This is a genomic window from Nocardia sp. NPDC051570 (assembly GCF_044454005.1).
Lineage (GTDB): Bacteria > Actinomycetota > Actinomycetes > Mycobacteriales > Mycobacteriaceae > Nocardia.
The window spans coordinates 346,941-367,316 of sequence record NZ_JBITDI010000005.1 but is presented as its reverse complement, the minus strand read 5'-3'; the positions used below and the strand labels follow the sequence as shown (position 1 = coordinate 367,316).

General features: G+C 66.9%; 18 protein-coding genes and 1 tRNA gene. 11 read left to right on the top strand and 8 right to left on the bottom strand.

Annotated features, from left to right (window positions below; genetic code table 11):
- The first annotated feature begins 209 nt into the window (after positions 1-209).
- Positions 210-923: a hypothetical protein gene (locus ACIA76_RS15070; protein WP_397152354.1), complete on the top strand. Its 714-nt coding sequence runs from the start codon at positions 210-212 to the stop codon at positions 921-923.
- Positions 924-984: 61 nt separating this feature from the next.
- Here the strand turns inward: ACIA76_RS15070 and ACIA76_RS15065 are convergent.
- Positions 985-1,067, bottom strand: a tRNA-Leu gene (locus tag ACIA76_RS15065).
- Positions 1,068-1,282: 215 nt separating this feature from the next.
- Here ACIA76_RS15065 and ACIA76_RS15060 point away from each other — a divergent pair.
- From ACIA76_RS15060 to pknB, 7 genes are all read left to right on the top strand, one after another.
- A complete protein-coding gene (locus ACIA76_RS15060; RefSeq protein WP_397152353.1) occupies positions 1,283-2,713 on the top strand; it encodes an FhaA domain-containing protein in 1,431 nt (476 codons plus the stop codon).
- A gap of 186 nt (positions 2,714-2,899) precedes the next feature.
- Positions 2,900-3,367 carry an FHA domain-containing protein gene (locus ACIA76_RS15055; protein WP_062503046.1) on the top strand — a complete coding sequence of 156 codons (468 nt, stop codon included), beginning with the start codon at positions 2,900-2,902 and terminating at the stop codon, positions 3,365-3,367.
- On the top strand, positions 3,364-4,812 hold the full coding sequence (locus tag ACIA76_RS15050; protein ID WP_397152352.1) for a PP2C family protein-serine/threonine phosphatase: 1,449 nt from the start codon (positions 3,364-3,366) through the stop codon (positions 4,810-4,812). The genes ACIA76_RS15055 and ACIA76_RS15050 overlap by 4 nt, the downstream gene beginning before the upstream one ends.
- A complete protein-coding gene (locus ACIA76_RS15045) occupies positions 4,812-6,278 on the top strand; it encodes an FtsW/RodA/SpoVE family cell cycle protein (RefSeq protein ID WP_397152351.1) in 1,467 nt (488 codons plus the stop codon). The genes ACIA76_RS15050 and ACIA76_RS15045 overlap by 1 nt, the downstream gene beginning before the upstream one ends.
- On the top strand, positions 6,275-7,741 hold the full coding sequence (locus ACIA76_RS15040) for a peptidoglycan D,D-transpeptidase FtsI family protein (RefSeq protein ID WP_397152350.1): 1,467 nt from the start codon (positions 6,275-6,277) through the stop codon (positions 7,739-7,741). The genes ACIA76_RS15045 and ACIA76_RS15040 overlap by 4 nt, the downstream gene beginning before the upstream one ends.
- Before the next feature lie 36 nt (positions 7,742-7,777).
- Complete coding sequence (locus ACIA76_RS15035; RefSeq protein ID WP_397152349.1) at positions 7,778-9,289, top strand: protein kinase; 1,512 nt, start codon at positions 7,778-7,780, stop codon at positions 9,287-9,289.
- A complete protein-coding gene (gene pknB, locus ACIA76_RS15030) occupies positions 9,286-11,196 on the top strand; it encodes a Stk1 family PASTA domain-containing Ser/Thr kinase (protein WP_397152348.1) in 1,911 nt (636 codons plus the stop codon). The genes ACIA76_RS15035 and pknB overlap by 4 nt, the downstream gene beginning before the upstream one ends.
- A gap of 10 nt (positions 11,197-11,206) precedes the next feature.
- On the opposite strand, the gene ACIA76_RS15025 is transcribed toward pknB, so the two are convergent.
- Genes ACIA76_RS15025 through ACIA76_RS15015 form a run of 3 tightly spaced genes read right to left on the bottom strand, consistent with a single transcriptional unit; the run spans position 11,207 to position 13,065 of the window.
- The gene (locus ACIA76_RS15025) at positions 11,207-11,662 is read right to left on the bottom strand and encodes a dCMP deaminase (protein WP_397152347.1); all 456 of its coding nucleotides are present in this window, start codon (positions 11,660-11,662) and stop codon (positions 11,207-11,209) included.
- Positions 11,659-12,402 carry a RibD family protein gene (locus ACIA76_RS15020; RefSeq protein WP_397152346.1) on the bottom strand — a complete coding sequence of 248 codons (744 nt, stop codon included), beginning with the start codon at positions 12,400-12,402 and terminating at the stop codon, positions 11,659-11,661. The genes ACIA76_RS15025 and ACIA76_RS15020 overlap by 4 nt, the downstream gene beginning before the upstream one ends.
- Positions 12,403-12,426: 24 nt before the next feature.
- Positions 12,427-13,065 carry an aminodeoxychorismate/anthranilate synthase component II gene (locus ACIA76_RS15015; RefSeq protein WP_397152345.1) on the bottom strand — a complete coding sequence of 213 codons (639 nt, stop codon included), beginning with the start codon at positions 13,063-13,065 and terminating at the stop codon, positions 12,427-12,429.
- A gap of 160 nt (positions 13,066-13,225) precedes the next feature.
- On the opposite strand from ACIA76_RS15015, the gene crgA reads away from it, so the two are divergent.
- Both crgA and ACIA76_RS15005 read left to right on the top strand, forming a co-directional pair.
- A complete protein-coding gene (gene crgA / locus ACIA76_RS15010) occupies positions 13,226-13,489 on the top strand; it encodes a cell division protein CrgA (RefSeq protein WP_397152344.1) in 264 nt (87 codons plus the stop codon).
- Between the two features lie 67 nt (positions 13,490-13,556).
- On the top strand, positions 13,557-14,015 hold the full coding sequence (locus ACIA76_RS15005) for a PH domain-containing protein (protein ID WP_397152343.1): 459 nt from the start codon (positions 13,557-13,559) through the stop codon (positions 14,013-14,015).
- 15 nt (positions 14,016-14,030) lie between these two features.
- Here the strand turns inward: ACIA76_RS15005 and ACIA76_RS15000 are convergent, their stop codons facing one another.
- The 4 genes from ACIA76_RS15000 to ACIA76_RS14985 form a co-directional block, all read right to left on the bottom strand.
- Positions 14,031-14,903: a rhomboid family intramembrane serine protease gene (locus tag ACIA76_RS15000; protein ID WP_397152342.1), complete on the bottom strand. Its 873-nt coding sequence runs from the start codon at positions 14,901-14,903 to the stop codon at positions 14,031-14,033.
- 14 nt (positions 14,904-14,917) lie between these two features.
- The gene (locus tag ACIA76_RS14995; RefSeq protein ID WP_397152341.1) at positions 14,918-15,445 is read right to left on the bottom strand and encodes a peptidylprolyl isomerase; all 528 of its coding nucleotides are present in this window, start codon (positions 15,443-15,445) and stop codon (positions 14,918-14,920) included.
- Positions 15,446-15,481: 36 nt separating this feature from the next.
- Positions 15,482-15,679, bottom strand: coding sequence for a hypothetical protein (locus ACIA76_RS14990; protein ID WP_397152340.1), 198 nt, complete (start codon positions 15,677-15,679; stop codon positions 15,482-15,484).
- A gap of 931 nt (positions 15,680-16,610) precedes the next feature.
- On the bottom strand, positions 16,611-17,630 hold the full coding sequence (locus ACIA76_RS14985; protein ID WP_397152339.1) for an adenylate/guanylate cyclase domain-containing protein: 1,020 nt from the start codon (positions 17,628-17,630) through the stop codon (positions 16,611-16,613).
- Between the two features lie 816 nt (positions 17,631-18,446).
- On the opposite strand from ACIA76_RS14985, the gene ACIA76_RS14980 reads away from it, so the two are divergent.
- Positions 18,447-18,863 carry a hemophore-related protein gene (locus tag ACIA76_RS14980; protein WP_397152338.1) on the top strand — a complete coding sequence of 139 codons (417 nt, stop codon included), beginning with the start codon at positions 18,447-18,449 and terminating at the stop codon, positions 18,861-18,863.
- Positions 18,864-20,376 lie beyond the last annotated feature (1,513 nt).

Sequence of the window (20,376 nt, the reverse complement as noted above, 5' to 3'; positions counted from 1 at the left end):
GTGCTTCGAGATTACTCCCGCGCGGACCGCGGCGGCGGCGAATCCGTCGGTCTCGGGCGTGCGCCACCGCGCGATCGGTCAGCGCCCGGCGCGGCGGGCGAATTCGACATACCGCAGCGCGCCTTTTGCCCGAAATTAGCCAGAAGGTTGCTAACATGCACAGGCTCTGCCGAATGCCACGCGGTTCCCTCAATCGGTCGGGAGGACATATGCGAGTCGGGACCTTGCCGATACTGCTCCTGGCGACCGTCGCATTCGGCGCGTCGGCCTGCGGCAGCTCCGCCCACAATCCCCTCGGCCTGACCCCGACCCCCGCGACCACCTCCGCCGGGGCCCAGGAGAACACCGCGACACCCGCCGGACGTACCGACTGCGGCCGCGACGACACCGGCTACCAGTTCTACGCACTGTCCGGCCGCGGCACCGCGGCCTGCGGCTATACCCGCGCGGCCTTGGACGCTCTCGACGCCGGCCTGCGCCGCGGCGGCGACCAGCCCGCCGACCTCCTGGTCACGATCGACACCATCCCCTGGACCTGCCGCTCCTACGAGAACGAGGTCCCCCCGTACCGCGAATGTGTGAACCAGCAGAACCCCTTCGAGAAGGCCCAGCGCCGCCTCGCCCGCACCCCGATCGGCATCCCCGCCCCCGGCGAACCCCAGATCGTCGCCATCACCTGCGGCCCCGCCGACAACGGCCTGGCCGTCACCGCGTTCACCACCTATGACGACACGGCCTGCGCCACGGCCGTCCCCGTCGCCAACACCTATCTGCACCGGGCCGAGCGCGAACGCGATCCGATCATCACCGTCCGGGTCAACGGCGTGAACTGGGATTGCCAAGAGCGCCAAGGGAATCCGAATCCGGTGCGGGAATGCGTGAACGGTGCGACACCGACCGAACGGATGCGCCTGAGCTCCTGACGGCCCGGATAAACAACGAAGCGCCCCAGATCCCCAAAGATCTGCGGCGCTTCGACTACTGTGGGCGAAGGGGGACTTGAACCCCCACGTCCCGAAGGACACTGGCACCTGAAGCCAGCGCGTCTGCCATTCCGCCACTCGCCCGAGCGACTGGAAGACCGTATCACGCGGGCGATGTCGAACAGAAATCGGCTGCTCGAGCGGCCGATTGGTGGAAAGGAACTCGCCAAGGCTGTCGCGAGTTACAGGTGTGGAGGATCGTGGATATCATGCAATCATCGTGTCCCTTCGACGACACGCCCATTTGGCGTGTCGCGGAATGGTGACAGTCGAGGTACGCGCAGCGAAGGGAGGCCGAGATGGGCATCGTGTCGCGCTTCGAACGCCGCCTGCAGGGTGCCGTCGGTGATGCCTTCGCCCGCGTATTCGGTGGCAGCGTGGTCCCCCAGGAGGTAGAGGCGGCGCTGCAACGCGAGGCGACCGATCAGGTCGCCGAACTCGACGGTGGACATCTGCTGGCTCCCAACAGCTACGTGATCACCATCAACCCCTCGGACCTGCAGCAACTCGAGGCAGATCACGAACTCACCACCCGGGCCTTCGCCAAACACCTACAGGACTACATCCACGATCAGGGATGGCAGACCTACGGCGAAGTACACGTCGAATTCGAGGCATCCCCTACGCTGCACACCGGACAGTTCAGGACGCGCGGCCGGGTTGACCCGGACGTGGGCCGCGCGAACACCGGACAACCCCGACAACGAACCGCACACCCGCAACCAGGAGCTGGCCCCATGACGCAGAACTCAGGCTACGACCCCAGCCGTGAGCCCGCGGAGTCCGATCCACGCAATCGCGGGTACGCACCACCGCCCGCGGGCCGTGCTCCGCAGGGCGGCTATCGCGACGAATACGGCCGCGGTGGGCAGTACCCGGGTGCCGCGGACTATGCCGCGCCGGATTCGCAGCAGGGCTACGAATACCAGAACGGCTACGAGCAGCAGGGCTATGCCCAGCAGGGTGGTGCGGCGTACGGCCAGCCGGGGTACGACCAGCAGGCCTATGGCCAACAGGGTTATGCCGAACAGGGTTACGCCCAGCAGGGCGGCGCACATCAGGGCGGCCAGCAGGGCTACGCCGAACAGCCGGGCGCCGGCCAGCAGGGCTACGCGGAACAGGGCTATGCCGAACAAGGCGGCTACGGCCAGCAGGCCTACGCCGATCCCGGCTATGCCGATCAGGGGTACGGCCAGCAGGGCTACGCCGAACAGGGCTATGCCGACCAGGGATACGGCCAGCAGGCCGGTTACGCCCAGGCCCCCGGCGGTTACGAACAGCAGGGCTACCAGGGCCAGGGCTATCAGGCGCCCGCCGGCTACGAGCAGGGCTACGCCCAGCAGGGCTACGCCGAGCAGCAGGGTTATGCCGCCGAACAGCAGGGCTACGCCCAGCAGGCCGGTTACCCCCAGGCGCAGCAGCCCGCAGCCCGCAGCGGATCCGGCTACTCGGCCACCCTGCAGCTCGACGACGGCAGCGGTCGCACCTATCAGCTCCGCGAGGGCAGCAACATCATCGGCCGCGGCCAGGACGCACACTTCCGGCTGCCCGATACAGGCGTGTCCCGCCGCCATATCGAGGTGCGCTGGGACGGTCAGGTCGCGATGCTGTCCGATCTCGGATCGACCAACGGAACGCTGGTCAACGGCTCACCGGTACAGGATTGGCAGCTCGCCGACGGCGATGTCATCCGCGCCGGACATTCTGAGATCCTGATCCGGATCGTCTGATCCCGTAAGCTCGCGCGTGCAGGTCACGGGACGGCCCGACGGTTTCGTCGGCCGTATCGTGCTCACAACCGGTCCTCGGTCCTATGATGCTGCCAATATCGCTCGGCAGCCGGGCCGTGCTGACCAGCACGCCGGTTGCGGGTCGAACCGTACCTACGGCACCGGTCGAACAGGAGGTGGAACACCGTGCAGGGACTCATCCTGCAATTGACCCGTGCGGGGTTCCTGCTGCTGTTGTGGCTGTTCGTATGGGCGGTGCTCCGCACCCTGCGAAGCGACATCTACGCGGCATCCGGCATTCGGATCCAGCCCCGGGCCGCGCGCGGTTCCGCGGTGCTGCCATCCTTCAGCCGTGGCCAGAAGGGCGCCAAATATCTAGTGGTGACTCAGGGTTCACTTGCCGGCACTCGTATCACGCTCGGCACTCAGCCGGTGCTCATCGGGCGTGCTGACGACTCCACGCTGGTGCTCACCGATGACTATGCCTCGACCCGGCACGCACGGTTGTCGCCGCGCGGTGACGATTGGTACGTCGAGGATCTAGGCTCCACCAACGGGACCTATCTCGATCGAGTGAAGGTCACCACCCCGGTCCGAGTTCCGCTCGGTACCGCTGTCCGTGTCGGCAAGACAGTGATCGAGCTGCGATCGTGACACTTGTTCTCCGCTACGCAGCGCGCAGCGACCGCGGTCTCGTCCGGGCCAACAACGAGGACTCCGTCTATGCCGGCGCGCGCCTGCTCGCGCTCGCCGACGGTATGGGCGGCCATGCCGCGGGCGAGGTGGCGTCCCAGTTGATGATCGCCGCGCTCGCCCATCTCGACGACGACGAGCCCGGCGACGATCTGCTCGGCAAGCTGGATCGCGCGGTGCGCGAAGGTAATGCGGCCATCGCCGATCAGGTCGAGGAGGAGCCCGAGCTCGACGGCATGGGCACCACGCTGACCACGATCCTGTTCGCGGGTAAGAAACTCGGCCTCGCCCATATCGGCGACTCGCGCGCGTATCTGCTGCGCGACGCCGAGCTGGCCCAGATCACCCGCGACGATACCTTCGTGCAGTCGCTGGTCGACGAGGGCCGCATCACACCCGAACAGGCCCATACCCATCCGCAACGCTCGCTGATCATGCGGGCGTTGACCGGCAACGAGATCGAGCCCACGCTCATCGTGCGGGAGGCCCGCGCGGGCGACCGCTATCTGCTGTGCTCGGACGGTCTGTCCGATGTGGTGAGCGATGAGACGATCGCGAACACGTTGCGCGAGGGCACTACCGACGAGTCTGCCGATCGGCTCATCGAGCTCGCGCTGCGCAGCGGCGGTCCGGACAACGTCACCGTCGTCGTCGCCGATGTCATCGATCTGGATTACGGCCAGAGCCATCCGATCGTGGCAGGCGCCGCCTCCGGTGAGGACGAGGACACCCCGCCGCCCAATACCGCCGCCGGTCGGGCCGCGGCCATGCGCCCGCCGCGCGCGGCGCCGCGCCGCGCGCCGGTCACCCCGGAGCCGCCCGAACCCCGCAAGAGCCATAAGCTGCGCTGGATCTCGTTATCGCTGGCCCTGATCGCGGCCGTCGCGGTCGGACTCGTGGTCGGCTACAAGATGATTCGCAACAACTACTACGTCGGCGCCGACAACGGCAATGTGGTGATCATGCGCGGGCTGCCCGGATCGGTGCTGGGCTATGCGATTCGCGATGTGGATCAGCTGGCGTGTGTGACCCGTGAGAATCACCTCACCCTCATGCGGCCGGCCGCGGGCTTCCCCACCGGCTGTAAGCAGTTGCGGGTCACCGACCTGCGGCAGACCGGACGCGATAAGGTCGAAAGTGGTCTGCCCCCGGGCGGTTTCGACGATGCGCGCCGTCAGCTCGAGACCCTGACCAACACCGAACTGCTGCCCGTCTGCACCCCGCCCGCCCCACCGGTGGTGACTCCGCCGATCATCCCGCCGGTCGACAATCCGTCCGGTGCGACGCCGACCCCCACGCCGAACCCGGCACCCCCGACGAACAACACCGCCCAGCAACCGGTTCCGTCGACCTCACCGTCGCCGGCTCCTCAGACTCCGGGGGAGAACTGCAGGAAGGCGGACTGATGTCCGCACCGGCACCGCCGTCCGCTGGGGCGTTCCCCAGCCCACCGGGCGGGTTCGCACCCGCGCCACCACCCTCGACCCGGCGCAACGTGGAACTGTTGCTGCTGGGGTCGGCGGTGATCATCACCACGGTCGCGCTGGTGTTGGTGGAGGCCAGTCAGGATCAGGAGATCTCCTGGGATCTGGCCAAGTTGGCGGTGACCTATCTGGCGTTGTTCGCGGTCGCGCATCTGGCGATCCGGAGGTTCGCGCCGTTCGCCGATCCGCTGCTGCTGCCGATCGTGGCCGTGCTCAACGGGCTCGGCCTGGTGCTGATCCACCGGCTGGATCTGGCCGATGAGCAGACCGCGATCTACAACTCCTGGCCGGTGCCCACCGCCGACGCCAACGATCAGGTGCTGTGGACGGCGCTGGGCATCGCCCTGTTCATCGCGGTGCTGGTGCTGCTGCGCGACTACCGCACGCTGGCCCGCTACAGCTACACCCTCGGCCTGCTCGGCCTGGTCGCCCTGCTGGTGCCCGCCCTGCTGCCCTCGGCGTATTCGGAGACCAACGGCGCCAAGATCTGGATCCGATTACCCGGATTCAGCGTGCAGCCGGGCGAATTCGCCAAGATCCTGTTGATCGTGTTCTTCGCGGCGGTGCTGGTGTCCAAGCGGGATCTGTTCACCGCGGCCGGTAAGCATGTCTTCGGGCTGGAGCTGCCGCGCGCCCGGGATCTCGGTCCGATCCTGCTGGTGTGGGTCGTCTGCATCGGCGTACTGGTGTTCGAGAAGGATCTGGGCACCTCGCTGCTGATCTTCGCGACCGTGCTGGCGCTGCTCTACATCGCGACCGAGCGGGTGGGCTGGCTGGTGGTCGGCGGCGTACTGCTGGCCATCGGATTCGTCTTCGCCTACAACGCCTTCGGCCATGTGCGGGTGCGGGTGTCGACCTGGTTGCATCCGTTCGCCGACTACAACAACACCGGCTATCAGATCTCGCAGTCGCTGTTCGGGCTGGCCACCGGCGGGTTGGCGGGTACCGGACTCGGTAGCGGGCGCCCCTCCCAGGTGCCGTTCGCCAAGACCGATTTCATCATCGCCACCATCGGCGAGGAGCTCGGGCTGATCGGGCTCGCGGCGGTGCTGATGCTGTTCACGATGTTCGTGGCGCGCGGGGTGCGCACCGCGCTGGCGGTGCGCGACAGCTTCGGCAAGTTGCTCGCCGCCGGTTTGTCGTTCACGCTGGCCATTCAGGTCTTCGTGGTCGTCGGCGGCGTCACCAAGCTGATTCCGCTGACCGGCCTGACCACACCGTTCGTTTCCTATGGAGGCTCGTCGCTACTGGCCAACTACGCACTGCTGGCATTGCTGGTCAAGATCTCCGATGCGGCCCGCGCCCCGGCGCCGGTCCGTAGGCGCGAGCCACCCATCGCGGACGCCCCGACCGAGTTGCTCCGCCCGGCTAAGGGGGAAACGGCATGAATACACCGCTACGCCGCGTCGCCATGGCCGTCATGCTCATGATCGTCGCACTGCTGCTCAACGCCACCTACGTGCAAGTGATCAAGGCCGACAGCCTGCGCAACGATCCGCGCAACTCGCGCGTACTGCTCGATGAATACTCCCGGCAGCGCGGCCAGATCTCCGCGGGCGGAACGGTGCTGGCCTCCTCGATCGCCACCGACGACCGCTACAAGTATCTGCGCGCCTATCCGACCGATCCGGCGGCCTACGCACCGGTGACGGGGTTCTACTCGATGCAGTACGGCAGCACGGGTTTGGAGCGGGCCGAGGATTCGGTGCTCAACGGCTCCGACAGTCAGCTGTTCGGCCGTCGGCTGATCGATCTGGTGTCCGGGCGCGATCCGCGCGGCGGGAATGTGGTCACCACCATCAACCCGATCATGCAGAAGGTCGCCTACGACCAGTTGACCAGCAAGGGTTACACCGGTTCGGTGGTTGCCATCGAGCCGAGCACCGGCCGCATCCTGACCATGGTGTCCACCCCGAGCTACGACCCCAACCGACTGTCCGGCCACGACGGCGCCAAGGGCACCCAGGCCTGGGAGCAGCTCAGCGCCGACACCCATCAGCCGATGCTCAATCGTGCCGTCTCGCAGACCTATCCGCCCGGCTCGACCTTCAAGGTCGTGGTGGCAGCGGCCGCATTGGCCCAGGGCATCAAGACCGACGATCAGTTCACCGCCGCGCCGAACATCACGCTGCCGGGCACGAGCACCACCCTGGAGAACTACGACGGCACGCCCTGCGGCAGCGGCCAGACCGCGAGCATGCTCGACGCGTTCCGGCTGTCCTGCAATACCGCGTTCGCGGAGATCGGCATGAAGGTCGGCGCCGCCAAACTCAAGGACCAGGCCGCCCAATTCGGTATCGGCACCCATAACAACATCCCGATTCCCGTGGCGGACAGCACCGTCGGGACCATCCCGGATACCGCGGCGCTGGCGCAGAGCAGCATCGGTCAGCGCGATGTCGCACTGACCCCGCTCGACGACGCGGTCATCGCCGCCACGGTCGCCAACGGCGGCGTGCGCATGGAACCGCATCTGATCGACCAGCTGCAGGGCCCCGATCTGAGCGAACTGTCGCGGACCAAGCCGGTGTCGGTCGGCCAGGCCGTCAGTGCCCCGATCGCCTCGCAGCTGACCGCGATGATGATCGAATCCGAGAAGCATACGGTCGGCGGCACCGACGCCCGGTCGTATCAGATCGCCTCGAAGACCGGCACCGCCGAACACGGCGACAATCCGCGTAACACTCCGCCGCATGGCTGGTATATCGCCTTCGCACCGGCACAGAACCCGAGGATCGCGATCGCGGTCATCGTGGAGAACGGCGGCGACCGCGGCACGGCGGCCACGGGCGCCTCGGTGGCCGCGCCCATCGCGCGGTCGGTGCTCGACGCCGGAATGCAGGGGGGCTGACCAGATGAACTCGCTGAAAACCCTACGGGGGCTGCAATGCTGAACAACGGTGCGTTGATCGCGGACCGATATCGACTGCGGCGTCTGATCGCCACCGGCGGTATGGGTCAGGTGTGGGAGGCACTCGACACGCGGCTGGATCGGCGCGTGGCGGTGAAGGTGCTCAAGGCCGAGTTCTCGGCGGATCCGACGTTCCGCCATCGCTTCCGCACCGAGGCCAAGACGACCGCGCAGCTGAATCATCCCGGTATCGCCGGCATCTACGACTACGGCGAGACCATGGACCCCCAGGGCGGCGAGACCGCCTATCTGGTCATGGAATTGGTGCAGGGCGAACCGCTCAACGCGGTCCTCAACCGGCTCGGCCGACTATCGGTCGCACAGGGCCTGGACATGCTGGAGCAGACCGGCCGCGCGCTCGAGGTGGCCCATGCCGCGGGCGTCGTGCACCGAGATGTGAAGCCGGGCAACATCCTGGTGACGCCGACCGGTCAGGTGAAGATCACCGACTTCGGCATCGCCAAGGCGGTCGACGCCTCTCCGGTCACCAAGACCGGCATGGTGATGGGCACCGCCCAGTACATCGCGCCCGAACAGGCCACCGGCGAGGATGCCACCTCGGCCAGTGATGTGTACTCCCTCGGCGTGGTCGGCTACGAGGCGCTGGCCGGACAGCGTCCGTTCACCGGCGACGGCGCGCTGACCGTGGCGATGAAGCATGTCCGCGAGGCGCCGCCGCCGATGCCGGCCGATCTGCCGCCGAATGTGCGCGAGCTCATCGAGATCACGATGACCAAGGATCCGACCCGTCGATACCACAGCGGTGGCGAATTCGCCGATGCGGTGGTCGCCGTGCGCTCGGGTCGCCGACCGCCGCCGCCGCGCGGCGGAGCCATGCCCACCACCGGGGCCGCGCGGGTGCTACCGCCTGCGGCCGGTCCGACCACCGTGCTGCCGCGCGGTGAATACGACCGCTACGCCACCCCGAATCTCGGTGGGCCCCAGACGCAGTCGGCCGGTGCGACCACGGTCATGCCCGGCGGACCCCGCACCACGCCGCCGCGCGGCGAGGAAGGGGGCAGCAATGTGCGCAAGGCCCTGGCCGGACTCGGCGTGGGCGCGGTCGTGCTCGGCGGCCTGGCCGCCTGGGTGCTGCTGAGCGGCAACCCACCGCCGTCGACGCCGACGCCGCCGGTGAAGTCGCCGGCCGCGGTCACCACCACGGTCACGACGACCGTGCCGCCGACGACGATCACCACGACCGAAGCGCCCACGTACACGACCCGCCCGGTGCCCCCGCCGGTGGCCACGACCACGGAGCCGCCCGCCACCACCACCGTCCCGACGACCACCGCATCGCCGACGACCACCACAACCGAACCGCCGACGACCACACAGACCAGGACCCGCACCCCGGCGACGACCACCCGCACCCCGATCATCCCGACGATTCCCGGCCTCGGCGGCGTCCACGGTAACTTCTACGACGGCGACAGCGGCAGCGATTACGGCAGTACTCCTTCCACCACAGCACAAGGACTGCAATGACGACCCCGAAGAATCTGTCTTCTCGCTACGAGTTGGGCGAGATCATCGGATTCGGCGGCATGTCCGAGGTGCACAGGGCCCGGGATCTACGACTGGGCCGGGATGTGGCGATCAAGGTGCTGCGCGCGGATCTGGCCCGCGACCCGACCTTCTATCTGCGGTTCAAGCGGGAGGCCCAGAACGCGGCCGCGCTGAATCATCCGGCCATCGTGGCGGTCTACGACACCGGCGAGGCGGAGGTCGACGGCGGCCCGCTGCCCTACATCGTGATGGAGTACGTCGACGGCGATACGCTGCGCGATCTCGTGCGCGGCAAGGGTCCGCTGCCGCCGCGGCGCGCGATGGAGATCATCGCCGATGTCTGCGCGGCACTGGACTTCAGCCATAAGAACGGCATCGTGCATCGGGACATGAAGCCGGCCAACATCATGATCAACCGGCAGGGCGCGGTGAAGGTCATGGACTTCGGCATCGCCCGCGCGATCGCCGACAGCTCCAATCCGATGACCCAGACCGCCGCGGTGATCGGTACGGCACAGTACCTTTCGCCGGAGCAGGCCCGCGGCGAACAGGTCGACGCGCGCTCGGATGTCTACTCGGTCGGCTGCGTGCTCTACGAAATCCTCACCGGTGAACCGCCTTTCACGGGAGATTCACCGATCGCGGTGGCCTATCAGCACGTCCGCGAGGATCCGCAGCTGCCCTCGCATGTACATCCGGGCGTTCCGCGCGAACTGGATTCGGTCATCCTCAAGGCGATGAGCAAGAATCCGGCCAACCGGTATCAGACCGCGGCCGAGATGCGCGCCGATCTGATCCGGGTGCTCGGCGGGCAGAAACCGCAGGCGCCCATGGTGATGACGGAGGAGGATCGCACCACGATCCTCGGCAGCATGGACGCGCCGCCACGCAGCTACCGCACGGTCGAGCGCGGCGACGACACCACCGAACAGGTTCAGGTCGAGCCCGGTGGTCGGCGGCGCCCGGTGCTGCTGGGCGTCGCCACGGCGGTCGTGCTCGCGGTGGCGGTCGGGCTGATCTGGGTGTTCGGTCCCGGGCGTAACGCCGATCAGATCGCGATCCCGGATCTGGCGAACAAGCCCGCGGCACAGGCACAGGAGGAACTGCAGAAGGCCGGTTTCGCCGTCGCCATCCAGCAGAAGCCCGACGGCAAGGTGGCCAACGGCAACGTCATCTCCACCTCACCGCTCGGTGGCTCGAGCGCCCCGAAGGGCAGCACGGTGACCGTGCAGGTGTCGACCGGTCCGGCCCTGGTGCCCGTGCCGCAGCTGGCGCAGCTCACCCAGGATCAGGCCGATCAGATCCTGAAAGCCGCCGGCCTGCAGCTGGATCCGCAGGTGCAGCAGAACTGGTCGAGTGTCCAGGACAAGAACAAGGTGATCGCCCAGACCCCGTTGCCCACGGCGCGGATCGACGCGGGCAGCAAGGTCACCATCACCCTCGGCAAGGGTCCCGAGCAGGTCCGCGTGCCCGATGTGGTCGGCCAGCAGATCGATGTGGCCCAGCCGAATCTGGAGCAGACCGCCGGATTCAAGGTCGTCGTCCAGAAGGTTCCGTCCCAGCGCCCCGCGGGCGAGGTGCTGTCCACCGATCCGGCGGGCGGCTCCAACGCCGACAAGGGCGCCACGATCACCGTCCAGGTCGCGACCAGCGATCAGTTCACCATGCCCGATCTGCGCGGCATGACCGCCTCCCAGGCGGTCGACGCCCTGCGCGCCAAGGGATGGTCCGGCGGCCTCGCCCAGATCGTCCAGAACAACCAGGCCACCTTCGACGCGAGCAGCGTCGGCAAGATCATGAACCAGCAGCCCGCACCCGGTAGCCAGGCACCCAAGAGCGGCTCGGTGGCCATCTGGGTCGGCGTGCTGCCGCTCGGACCGCCGTGATCGCCCGGACCTAAAGCCGCAGATGGCGGTTCATGGACATGGCCTCCTCGGCCAGGTCCGCCAGTTCGATCACCTCGAGGCCGTGCTCGCGCAGTTTCTCCACGCCCACGCAGTTCTCGACGAAGGTGGCGGGCTCTCGCCAGGCGAGGACGATCCTGGGGACACCGGCCGCGAGGATGCGGTCGGTGCAGGGACGGCGGTCACGCGAGGCGCGCTGGGAGCACGGTTCGAGGGTGGTGTAGAGGGTGACGCTGGTCAGCCGGGGATCCTCACCGAGTTTGTTCAGCGCCGATTCCTCGGCGTGGACCTTATCGTCCGTCTCACGGGAGAAGCCGTGGGCCAGTTCGACATTGTCCGGCCCGACCACCACCGCGCCGACCGAGAACGCGGTGGCGCTCGGCGGGCACAGCCGGGCCAGGCCGATGGCATGGTGCATCCAGTACCGATCCTTGAAATGTCCGGTCACCGTGGGACTTCCATTCCTCGCCACCCGTCCCCGGGCCCGGCGTCCGATGCGGTCAGATAGCGCAGCAACGCGATATCACCGAGGCGCGTCACATCCGCCAATCTCATTCTGCGCCGGGATCCGCCGGGAAAGGCGGCGGGATGCAGGAATCGGGGCGCGGCCGGATCACCGACCAGCACCGGCGCGACGGCCATGAGCAGCTCATCGGCCAGGCCCGCGGACAGGAATTCGGTATGGACTCTCCCGCCGCCCTCCACCATCAGCCGCCGCACGCCACGCCCGCCGAGATCATCGAGCAGCGCGGCGAAATCCAGTGCGGTGCCCAGGGATACGACCTCGGCCAGCCCATCCAGCCGGGCGCCGAGCCGCCGCGCCCCGATATCGGTGGTGTACACCAGCTTCGCGTCGCCGTACTGCCAGAACCGTAGCGCGGGATCGAGATCGCCGGTCGCGGTGACGGTCACCTTCAGCGGATACTCCGGCCGCCCGGCCGCCACCCGCCGGGCCCGCCGCGTCGCGCTGTTCACCAGCAGCCGCGGATTGTCGCTGCGCAGAGTTCCGGCGCCGATCAGGATCGCATCGGATTCGGCGCGCACCTCGTCCACGCGATCGAAATCGTCCGCATTGGACAGCAGCAGTCGCTCGGGCGAGGCATCGTCGAGATATCCGTCGACACTGACCGCCACCGACAGCAGCACATACGGTCGCCGGCTCGTTGATTCACTCGGGAGCTCGCTCACGAGGTGATCACACCACGACGGTCCTCAGACCAGCGCCGCGACCTCCGCCTCGAGCCGTCGCACCAGCCCCTCGGCCGGACGCTCGCCGCACACCTCGAGCCAGTTGGCGAGCATGCGATGCCCGCCCTGGGTGAGCACCGACTCCGGATGGAACTGCACGCCGTGAATGGGCAGTTCGCGATGCCGCATCGCCATCACGATGCCGCTGTCGGTGCGCCCGGTCACCTCGAGTTCGGCGGGCAGCGTCTCCTCCAGCACGGTCAGCGAGTGATACCGGGTGGCGGTGAACGGATCGGGCAGGCCCGCAAGCACACCCACGCCGGTATGCGATACCGAGCTGGTCTTGCCGTGCAGCAGTTCGGGCGCGCGAGTCACGGTGGCGCCGAAGGCCTCGCCGATCGCCTGATGGCCCAGGCACACCCCGAGCAATGGGATCCGGTGGCGGGCACAGGCGCGCACCAGCTCGATACTCGCGCCCGCGCGATCGGGGGTTCCGGGTCCGGGACTGATCAACACGCCGTCGAACGCGGTCACGGCCCGGTCCACATCCGCGAGGTTGGGATCGTCGTTACGCCATACGGTCGCCTCGACATCGAGCTGGCCCAGGTACTGCACCAGGTTGAATACGAAGCTGTCGTAGTTGTCGACGACCAGAACACGCATGGTTCGAGAGTACGTGGCGACCCGACACGCCGTCGCGGGGAATACCTCACGGCCCCGATGACAACGATCCCGGCCCCCTCCGTCTACGCAGCTGGGATAGCCTTTACACAAACCGGCCCGCGCCCGCCGGTACGACCTGTACGCCTAATACGAGGACGTCATGCCCAAGTCGAAGGTCCGCAAGAAGACCGATTACACGATCAACCCGGCCAGCCGTATTCCCGTGAAGGTAAAGGGCGGCCCGTCGCCGATCTGGTACGTCGCCATCATGCTCGGCTTCATGCTGGCCGGGCTGGCCTGGCTGCTGGTGTATTACCTGGGCGCCGACCACATCCAGTGGATGAGCGACCTCAATGCCTGGAACTTCCTCATCGGCTTCGGCCTGATGGTCATCGGCCTGATCATGACCATGCGGTGGCGTTGATCCGAAGATGACACGGGTGTCATTCATGCACACCTGTGGATGGTTCTGTGGACAACTCGAGGAGTGATTGGGGACCGTGACGGCAGCCGAACCGGAATCCCGGCTCGAATGGTCCACCCCACCGACCGCGCTGGCCGCGGCGGTGGTGGGTGGTATCGCCCTGGCCGGGGCCGCGGCGCTGGCCGCCGACGGGCCCAGCCGACTGCTCGTCGGACTCGCGGCGGCGATGCTGCTCGGGCTGGCCGTGCTCGGGCTGCGCCAGCGCCCACGGCTGACCATCGTGCCCGGCGATCGGCCGCGCCTGATCGTGCGCGGTCTGTTCGGCCCGGCCGAGTATCCGGCGGAGCGGATCCTGCGCGCCCGCGTGGTGGATTTCCGCCGACTGGGCCGCCGGGTGCCCAATCTGGAGCTCGACGTCGAACAGCACGGCGACGAGCGGCTGCTCATCTTCGGCCGCTGGGATCTGGGCACGCATCCGGAGGATGTGCTCGACGCCATGCGGGCCCACGGCCTCGTGCCGGACTGACCGCGCGCGCGAAAGCTACAGCGCCCGCTGCACTCCGGCGGCGACGATGATCACGAGCACCACCACCGCGACCGCGCCGATCGCCAACCAGCCGATCGTGCGGGCGGATTCGCGCGTCTTCGCCCGTAACCACTCCGGTACGAACAGGATTCCCGCGGTCGCGATCGTTCCGGTCGCGAGTCCGCCGAGATGCCCCCACAGCGAGATACCCGGCAGCGACACGCTGATCAGCAGATTGACCGCGATGAGTACGAGCATCTGCACCGGACTCTGCCGCAGCCGCAACAGGATCACGGTCATCGCGCCGAACAGGCCGTAGATCGCGCCGGAGGCGCCCGCGGTCGAACTCAGCGCGGGCGCCAGCGCCAGCGCTGCGGCCGATCCACCCAGCAGCGACACCAGATACACCGCGACATACCGTGCCCGGCCCAGCACCATCTCGGTATCGCGGCCGAGGATGTACAGCGCGAACATGTTGATCGCCAGATGCAGCGGACCGAAATGCAGGAAGCCCGCACCCAGCACGCGAATCCATTCGCCGTGCCCCACCAGCGGCGGCACCAGATCCCAGTCCCGGAACAGCCGCGACCGGTCATTATCGGCGATGCTGCCCGCCTGCGCCGCGGTGATCGCGTAGACGGCCACGTTCAGGGCGATCAGCGCATAGGTCACGAAAGGCGTTGGGCGCGTGGGCGCCACGGCCCCGGCCGCCGTGCGCACCGGCCGCACATCGGCGTCGGCCTGCTGCACGCAGTCCACACAGTGCTGGCCGACCACTGCCGGGCGCAGGCATTCCGGACAGGACGGACGTCCGCACCGGGTGCACCCCAGTCCGGTGACGCGGTCGGGATGGCGATAGCAGGTCGGTGCGGGCGGCTGCGGATTCACAGGTGGGTCTCGACTCAGTTGATCGTGACTGCGGAGATGACGACCGGCTCCTTGGGCCGATCGTTGCGATCGGTCGGCGTAGTGGCGATGGCGTCGACCACCTTGCGCGAATCCGGATCCACCACCTCGCCGAAGATGGTGTGCCGCCGGTTCAGATGCGGCTGCGGGCCGACGGTGATGAAGAACTGCGATCCGTTGGTGCCCGGCCCGGCATTGGCCATACCCAGCAGATAGGACCGATCGAAACGCAGCTCCGGATGGAACTCGTCGCCGAATTCGTATCCGGGCCCGCCACGACCGGTGCCGGTCGGATCGCCGGTCTGAATCATGAAACCATCGATCACGCGATGGAAGGTGACGCCGTCGAAGTACGGACCCGCACTGCCACCGGCCGCGTTCTGCGTGGTGTACGGCGCGGAACCGTCGGCTAGGCCGATGAAGTTACGCACCGTTTTCGGGGCGTGGTTACCGAAGAGCGAGATCTTGATGTCGCCATGGTTGGTGTGCAGTATCGCCACGGCGGTCTGATTCGGTGAGGTCACCGCAATATCGTGCCACGTGCCCCGATGGGCCCCGCGCTACGGCACCTGCACCGCGCCCTGCGGCGCCGAACCGTTGGTGGAGTAACCCAGCCGCGGCGGCTCGGCGGCCGGTCGCGGCAGCTGCGGGCGGCGGTTGACCGCCAACCAGGCGACACCACCCGCGAGCACGGCGAGAACGGCGACGATGAGCCGGTTGCGCAACCGACCGGATTCCCGGGAACTCCCCAACAGCATGCGACCACTCTGACACAGCATCCCGATTCGCGCAGTAGCCACTGGTCCGCCCAACCCCACGGGCCCCCACCCGGAACAGCGGGAGGCCGCATCCCGGGGATCCGGCGGTGCTCGGGGGTGCCGGCGGGATGCGGCCGATTAGATAATGACCCCTCGACCCGGCCTCGATCCCGAGTAGCGCGCTACCTGTCTGCCACGCCCCTATCTACTCGCCCCCTCGGCCCGGTGTACCCCTCCCTCGCGCGCACGCACCAATCGACCGCGCCTCACGCGGTCCCATCACCCCGTATCCATACGGTGGTCTCCCCTACGCACACCACGCGGTCTCATCACCCCGACACTGACGCCATCCATACGGTCGTCTCCCCCACGCACCCCACGCGGTCTCATCACCCCGACACCGACGCATCCCACACAGTCATCTCCCCGACGCGCCCCGCGCGGTCATGCCCCCGACACCTCTCGCGGACGTGTCACCCCGGCACATCGCATGGTCGGCCACCCTCGCGCAAACCCTGCGCACTGCCGTCATCCCCGCACGCCAGGCCCCAAACGACACGCCCGGGAATCCGGCGGAAGCGGAGCGTCTCGACCGATCCGCATCGGCCCGGCGATCGTCGCGCGGACGCCCGGATCACGCCGAGCGCACACATACCCGCCACGATCGAGCCTCGAAAAACCTTGCCGCCCAAGACCGTTGACGGTCGAATCGCGAGGTAGACGGGCGTCGACACCCCGGTCACACAGGGGTCGCCGGACGCTCGCCGGAAAAAACTTCGGAAAGTGGCGTCCCTCATACACACACAACGACCGATCGTCGCGTAGGATCATTCACGTCGGCCCCTCCCCCCCGGGCCGACCTTACGCGGGCCTCGGCTAACTCCCCCCCTTCGCCGAGGCCCGCTCCTAATTTCCGGGGTAGGTTCTCCGGTCAGCGCCCGGCGCGGCGCAACACATGCGAACGCAATCGGGTGAATCCCCGCACGCGCACGCTCCGCAGATGGCGCAGCGCGAATTCCGGTTCGCCAGCCAGCCGCGCGGCCGCGTGATCGTCGATCAGCACCGTGCCGGGCCGGGCCACACCGGTCAGCCGCGCGGCCATATTCACCACCGAGCCATACAGATCGCCGAAGCGCACCAACACATCCCCGTACGCGAGCCCGACCCGGAGCTCCGGCGTGGTACCCGCATCGGAGGTCGCCTCCTGGATCGCCAGCGCGATCCGCGCACCCTCGACCGCGGTCTCCGCCGCGAACATCACCTCATCGCCGACGTTCTTGATCACCCAGCCGCCATTGCCGGTGATCGCCTCGGTGGTGATGGTCTCGAAGGCCTCCAGCAGTTCCGACAGTTCCTCTGGATCGAGATGTCGGGTCAGTCGCGTGTACCCGACCATATCCGCGAAGCCCACGGCCAATTCTCGGACGGTGTCGCCCGTCTCGCCGGTGGCCGCTCCGCCGTCCAGTGATCGGGTCAGCGCGGCGGCCAGATGCCGCCGCCAGGCATAGGTCTGCAATTCCTGCAGCGTCGTGACCACCTCCTCGGTGGCGGTCCGGGCGATCTCGTCGGCATCGGCATCCGGATCGGCGGCCGTCATGGACCTGATCCGATCCGCGATCTCCTCGGCCACCAGATCGACCTGCCACTCCGCCAATCGGGCCATGGACTGTCCGAGGGTGCGCGCGGCCGCATGCTGGCGCCGCGGATCGGCCGAGGCCAGTACGCCGAGGCTCTCGAAGTTGCGCACCGCCGTCACATCGGCATCGGTGTACTCGAGGGCCGTATCGTCCGGATTGGCCGCGAAACCGAGCGAAACCCACAGTCGCCGAGACAGTTCCGATGGCACCCCCGACTGCCGCGCCACCTGGTCCCGGTCGTAGCGACGCGGCCCGTCAAGCAGATACGGCTCCACCACCGACTGGACATGCTTCGACATCTCCGGGGAGGCCATGCCACGACCTTACGGGCACGTTCGCGGGCGAACCGGCGGGTGGTGATTTGTCACAGCCGTGTCAGACCGAATGGTTTCATAAGAGGAGAGATCGTCGGCCAGGAGTCGGCCGTGGCGCCACCGAGCCTGACGCTGCTGCTGTCCCCAGCCTTCGCGATAAGCATCGCTTATCGCTACGCGGACGAACCCGGCCCTTGGTCGCCTCTCGATCGATGTGAACTGTTCACAGGCCACGGAGAACTCGGAGAGAGAGTCAAAAAGGCCTGAACACCAACCCCTTTCGGAGGAGAACAGTCCTGCCCATCGTCACCGCGCAGCAGGGATCCCGCCGACAGCTGGGCCGCTGCGATCCGGTTGATCGCGGACCGGCAGTAGCTGTGCGAGCTGGAAGGCCTTACCGCATACGGACTTCCGGCAGACGAGATCGGCCTGCTCGACTACCTCTTCGGCACTGTCCTGGACGGCCGCAACGCGCGCTCGGCCACAAGTCCCGCGATTTCGGCGAATACGCACGGGATATGGCCACAACGGCGCCCGGCCGACACCGGACTGGCCGTCGAGAATAACGGGCAATTCAGTAGATTCCGGTCATACACCGGAGGCAGCGCGAACCTCGTCGCACCCCGCGAACACCAGAACCGGTGTACTCCGGGCAATTCGGCTCGGCGTGGCGCGCCGAGCCACGCCGTGCAGAATGAAGTACCCGATTACATTTGCCATTTGATAACCACTACAGTGACAATGCACCTCCTGGTATACATCTGAGCGGTTACTGACTCTGACATTCGTTCTACCGACTACACGAAGGGTGAATTCATGAGGATGACCCATGCCCGGGCCGCCATAACCACGCTCGCGATCGGTGCATTCACTACGGGTGCCGCACTGTTCGGCTCGGGAATCGCCACCGCCGATCTGATCGACGACAGCCAGTCGCTGCTGACCTCGACCTGCTCGTTCGCACAGGTCGATGCCGCGCTGCACGATGTCGCACCGGAATCGGCCAAGCGGCTCGATGCAGCTCCGGTGTACAAGTCCATGCTGCAAGTGGCCCTGAACCAGCCGTCGGATCTGCGCCAGAAGGCATTTCAGCAGTTGGCCGGACAAAAGAAGCTCATGGGCGAACTGCTCGATGTCAGCACCGCCAAGCCCGAACTCGGCCCGACAATGCGTTCGGCCGCCGCGGTGTGCCACGAGTACCCCAACTCGACGTCCGACATGCAGGAGCGTTGAACCGTAATCCTGCCCGATCGGGCGCTTGGTTAGAAACCGGAAGACCGCTCGGTACCTATGTTTTCCGTACGTATGCTGCGGCCGTAGTGGCCAAGTTTCCGACACGCCGCGACGGTTCAACGCGAACATCGCCTTAGTTGGCATGATCACTGCTGCTAGTCGAACACCAACGTCTGACAATCAGGAAGGAAGAATCAATGCTTCTGCCCGGTATTGGAAGTCTTCTCGGTGTTGCCGTCGCCGCTCTGGTGGCGTTCGTCGGCCTGCTGCTCGGCAGCATCGTCGCGATCCTCTGAGCATTTCCACGACGGGGTGCAGGTCGTACATCCGCAGGAGGGGTGTTCGCCCCGCATTACTGGCAATGCAGTATTAACCACGCCCCACGAACAGCTCATTGTTCGTGAAGCTGAGATTGGCACGGTAGTGACACCATCTGGTGCTCACTCAACTGACGAGGAAGGAAGAATCATGCTTCTGCCCGGCGTTGGAAGTCTTCTCGGTTTGGCCGTCGTTGCTCTGGTGGCGTTCGTCGGCTTGCTGCTCGGCGCGATCGTCGCGATCCTCTGATACAACGACGGAATTCGGGTCGGACGCTTTCGGCGTCCGGCCCGAATTGCGTGGTGAGACACAAACTCACACATCCGACGAAATAGACAGAAGGACAATCACATGCTGCTCCCCGGTATCGGTAGTCTGCTCGGCGTCGCTGTCATCGCCCTGGTCGCGTTCGTGGGCCTGCTTCTCGGCAGCATCGTCGCGGTCGTCTGATCCGGTCCGACGTTTACCTCCCACCCAATCCCACAGGAAGAAGGACAATCACATGCTGCTCCCCCTGGTAGGTAGTATTCTCGGCGTCGCTGTCGCCGCCCTGGTCGCGTTCGTCGGCGTGCTGCTCGGCCTGATCGTCGCCATCCTCTGACGTTCCCGATTTGCGATTCCCGGCATCCTTATCGAACAACACCTAATGCATGTTGTGACTTGCAGGTGTGTCAACGAAGTTGCCCGGTTCCATCGCATGTCGCACCACCACAATCGACCGAACAATAAAAGGAGAACTTCACATGCTGCTCCCCCTCGTAGGTAGTCTGCTCGGTGTCGCTGTCGCCGCCCTGGTCGCGTTCGTGGGCCTGCTGCTGGGTCTGATCGTCGCCATCCTCTGACGAAACAGCAGATCTGACGAAACGGCAGAGACGGGTCGGGCGCCATTCGGCGTCCGACCCGGAATGCACAGTCACCACTCGCTTCGATTGATCCGCAAAGGACTACGCATAATGGTTCTGCCAATTATCGGAAGCATCGTCGGGGTTGCCGTCGCCGCAGCAGGCACCTTCCTCAGCGTGCTGCTGGGCGCCCTTATCGCCGTAATCTGACGTTCCAACGACAAGCGGGGGGGGGGGGGGGGGGGGGGGGGGGGGCGCCGGGGGGGGGGGTGGGGGGGGTGGGGTTTAATATCGATATAAGAAAGACGGCGCCCCCGCCCCCCCCCCCCCCCCACCCGCCAGAGAGGGGAGAC

Bases quoted from the DNA above. Each gene is read 5' to 3' on its own strand.
- ACIA76_RS15015 (WP_397152345.1), bottom strand. From the start codon at position 13,065: ATGCGTGTTCTGGTCGTCGACAACTACGACAGCTTCGTATTCAACCTG.
- ACIA76_RS15045 (WP_397152351.1), top strand. From the start codon at position 4,812: ATGTCCGCACCGGCACCGCCGTCCGCTGGGGCGTTCCCCAGCCCACCG.
- ACIA76_RS14990 (WP_397152340.1), bottom strand. From the start codon at position 15,679: ATGCTGTTGGGGAGTTCCCGGGAATCCGGTCGGTTGCGCAACCGGCTC.
- crgA (WP_397152344.1), top strand. From the start codon at position 13,226: ATGCCCAAGTCGAAGGTCCGCAAGAAGACCGATTACACGATCAACCCG.
- ACIA76_RS15070 (WP_397152354.1), top strand. From the start codon at position 210: ATGCGAGTCGGGACCTTGCCGATACTGCTCCTGGCGACCGTCGCATTC.
- ACIA76_RS14985 (WP_397152339.1), bottom strand. From the start codon at position 17,630: ATGGCCTCCCCGGAGATGTCGAAGCATGTCCAGTCGGTGGTGGAGCCG.
- ACIA76_RS14980 (WP_397152338.1), top strand. From the start codon at position 18,447: ATGAGGATGACCCATGCCCGGGCCGCCATAACCACGCTCGCGATCGGT.
- pknB (WP_397152348.1), top strand. From the start codon at position 9,286: ATGACGACCCCGAAGAATCTGTCTTCTCGCTACGAGTTGGGCGAGATC.
- ACIA76_RS15040 (WP_397152350.1), top strand. From the start codon at position 6,275: ATGAATACACCGCTACGCCGCGTCGCCATGGCCGTCATGCTCATGATC.
- ACIA76_RS15035 (WP_397152349.1), top strand. From the start codon at position 7,778: ATGCTGAACAACGGTGCGTTGATCGCGGACCGATATCGACTGCGGCGT.
- ACIA76_RS15060 (WP_397152353.1), top strand. From the start codon at position 1,283: ATGGGCATCGTGTCGCGCTTCGAACGCCGCCTGCAGGGTGCCGTCGGT.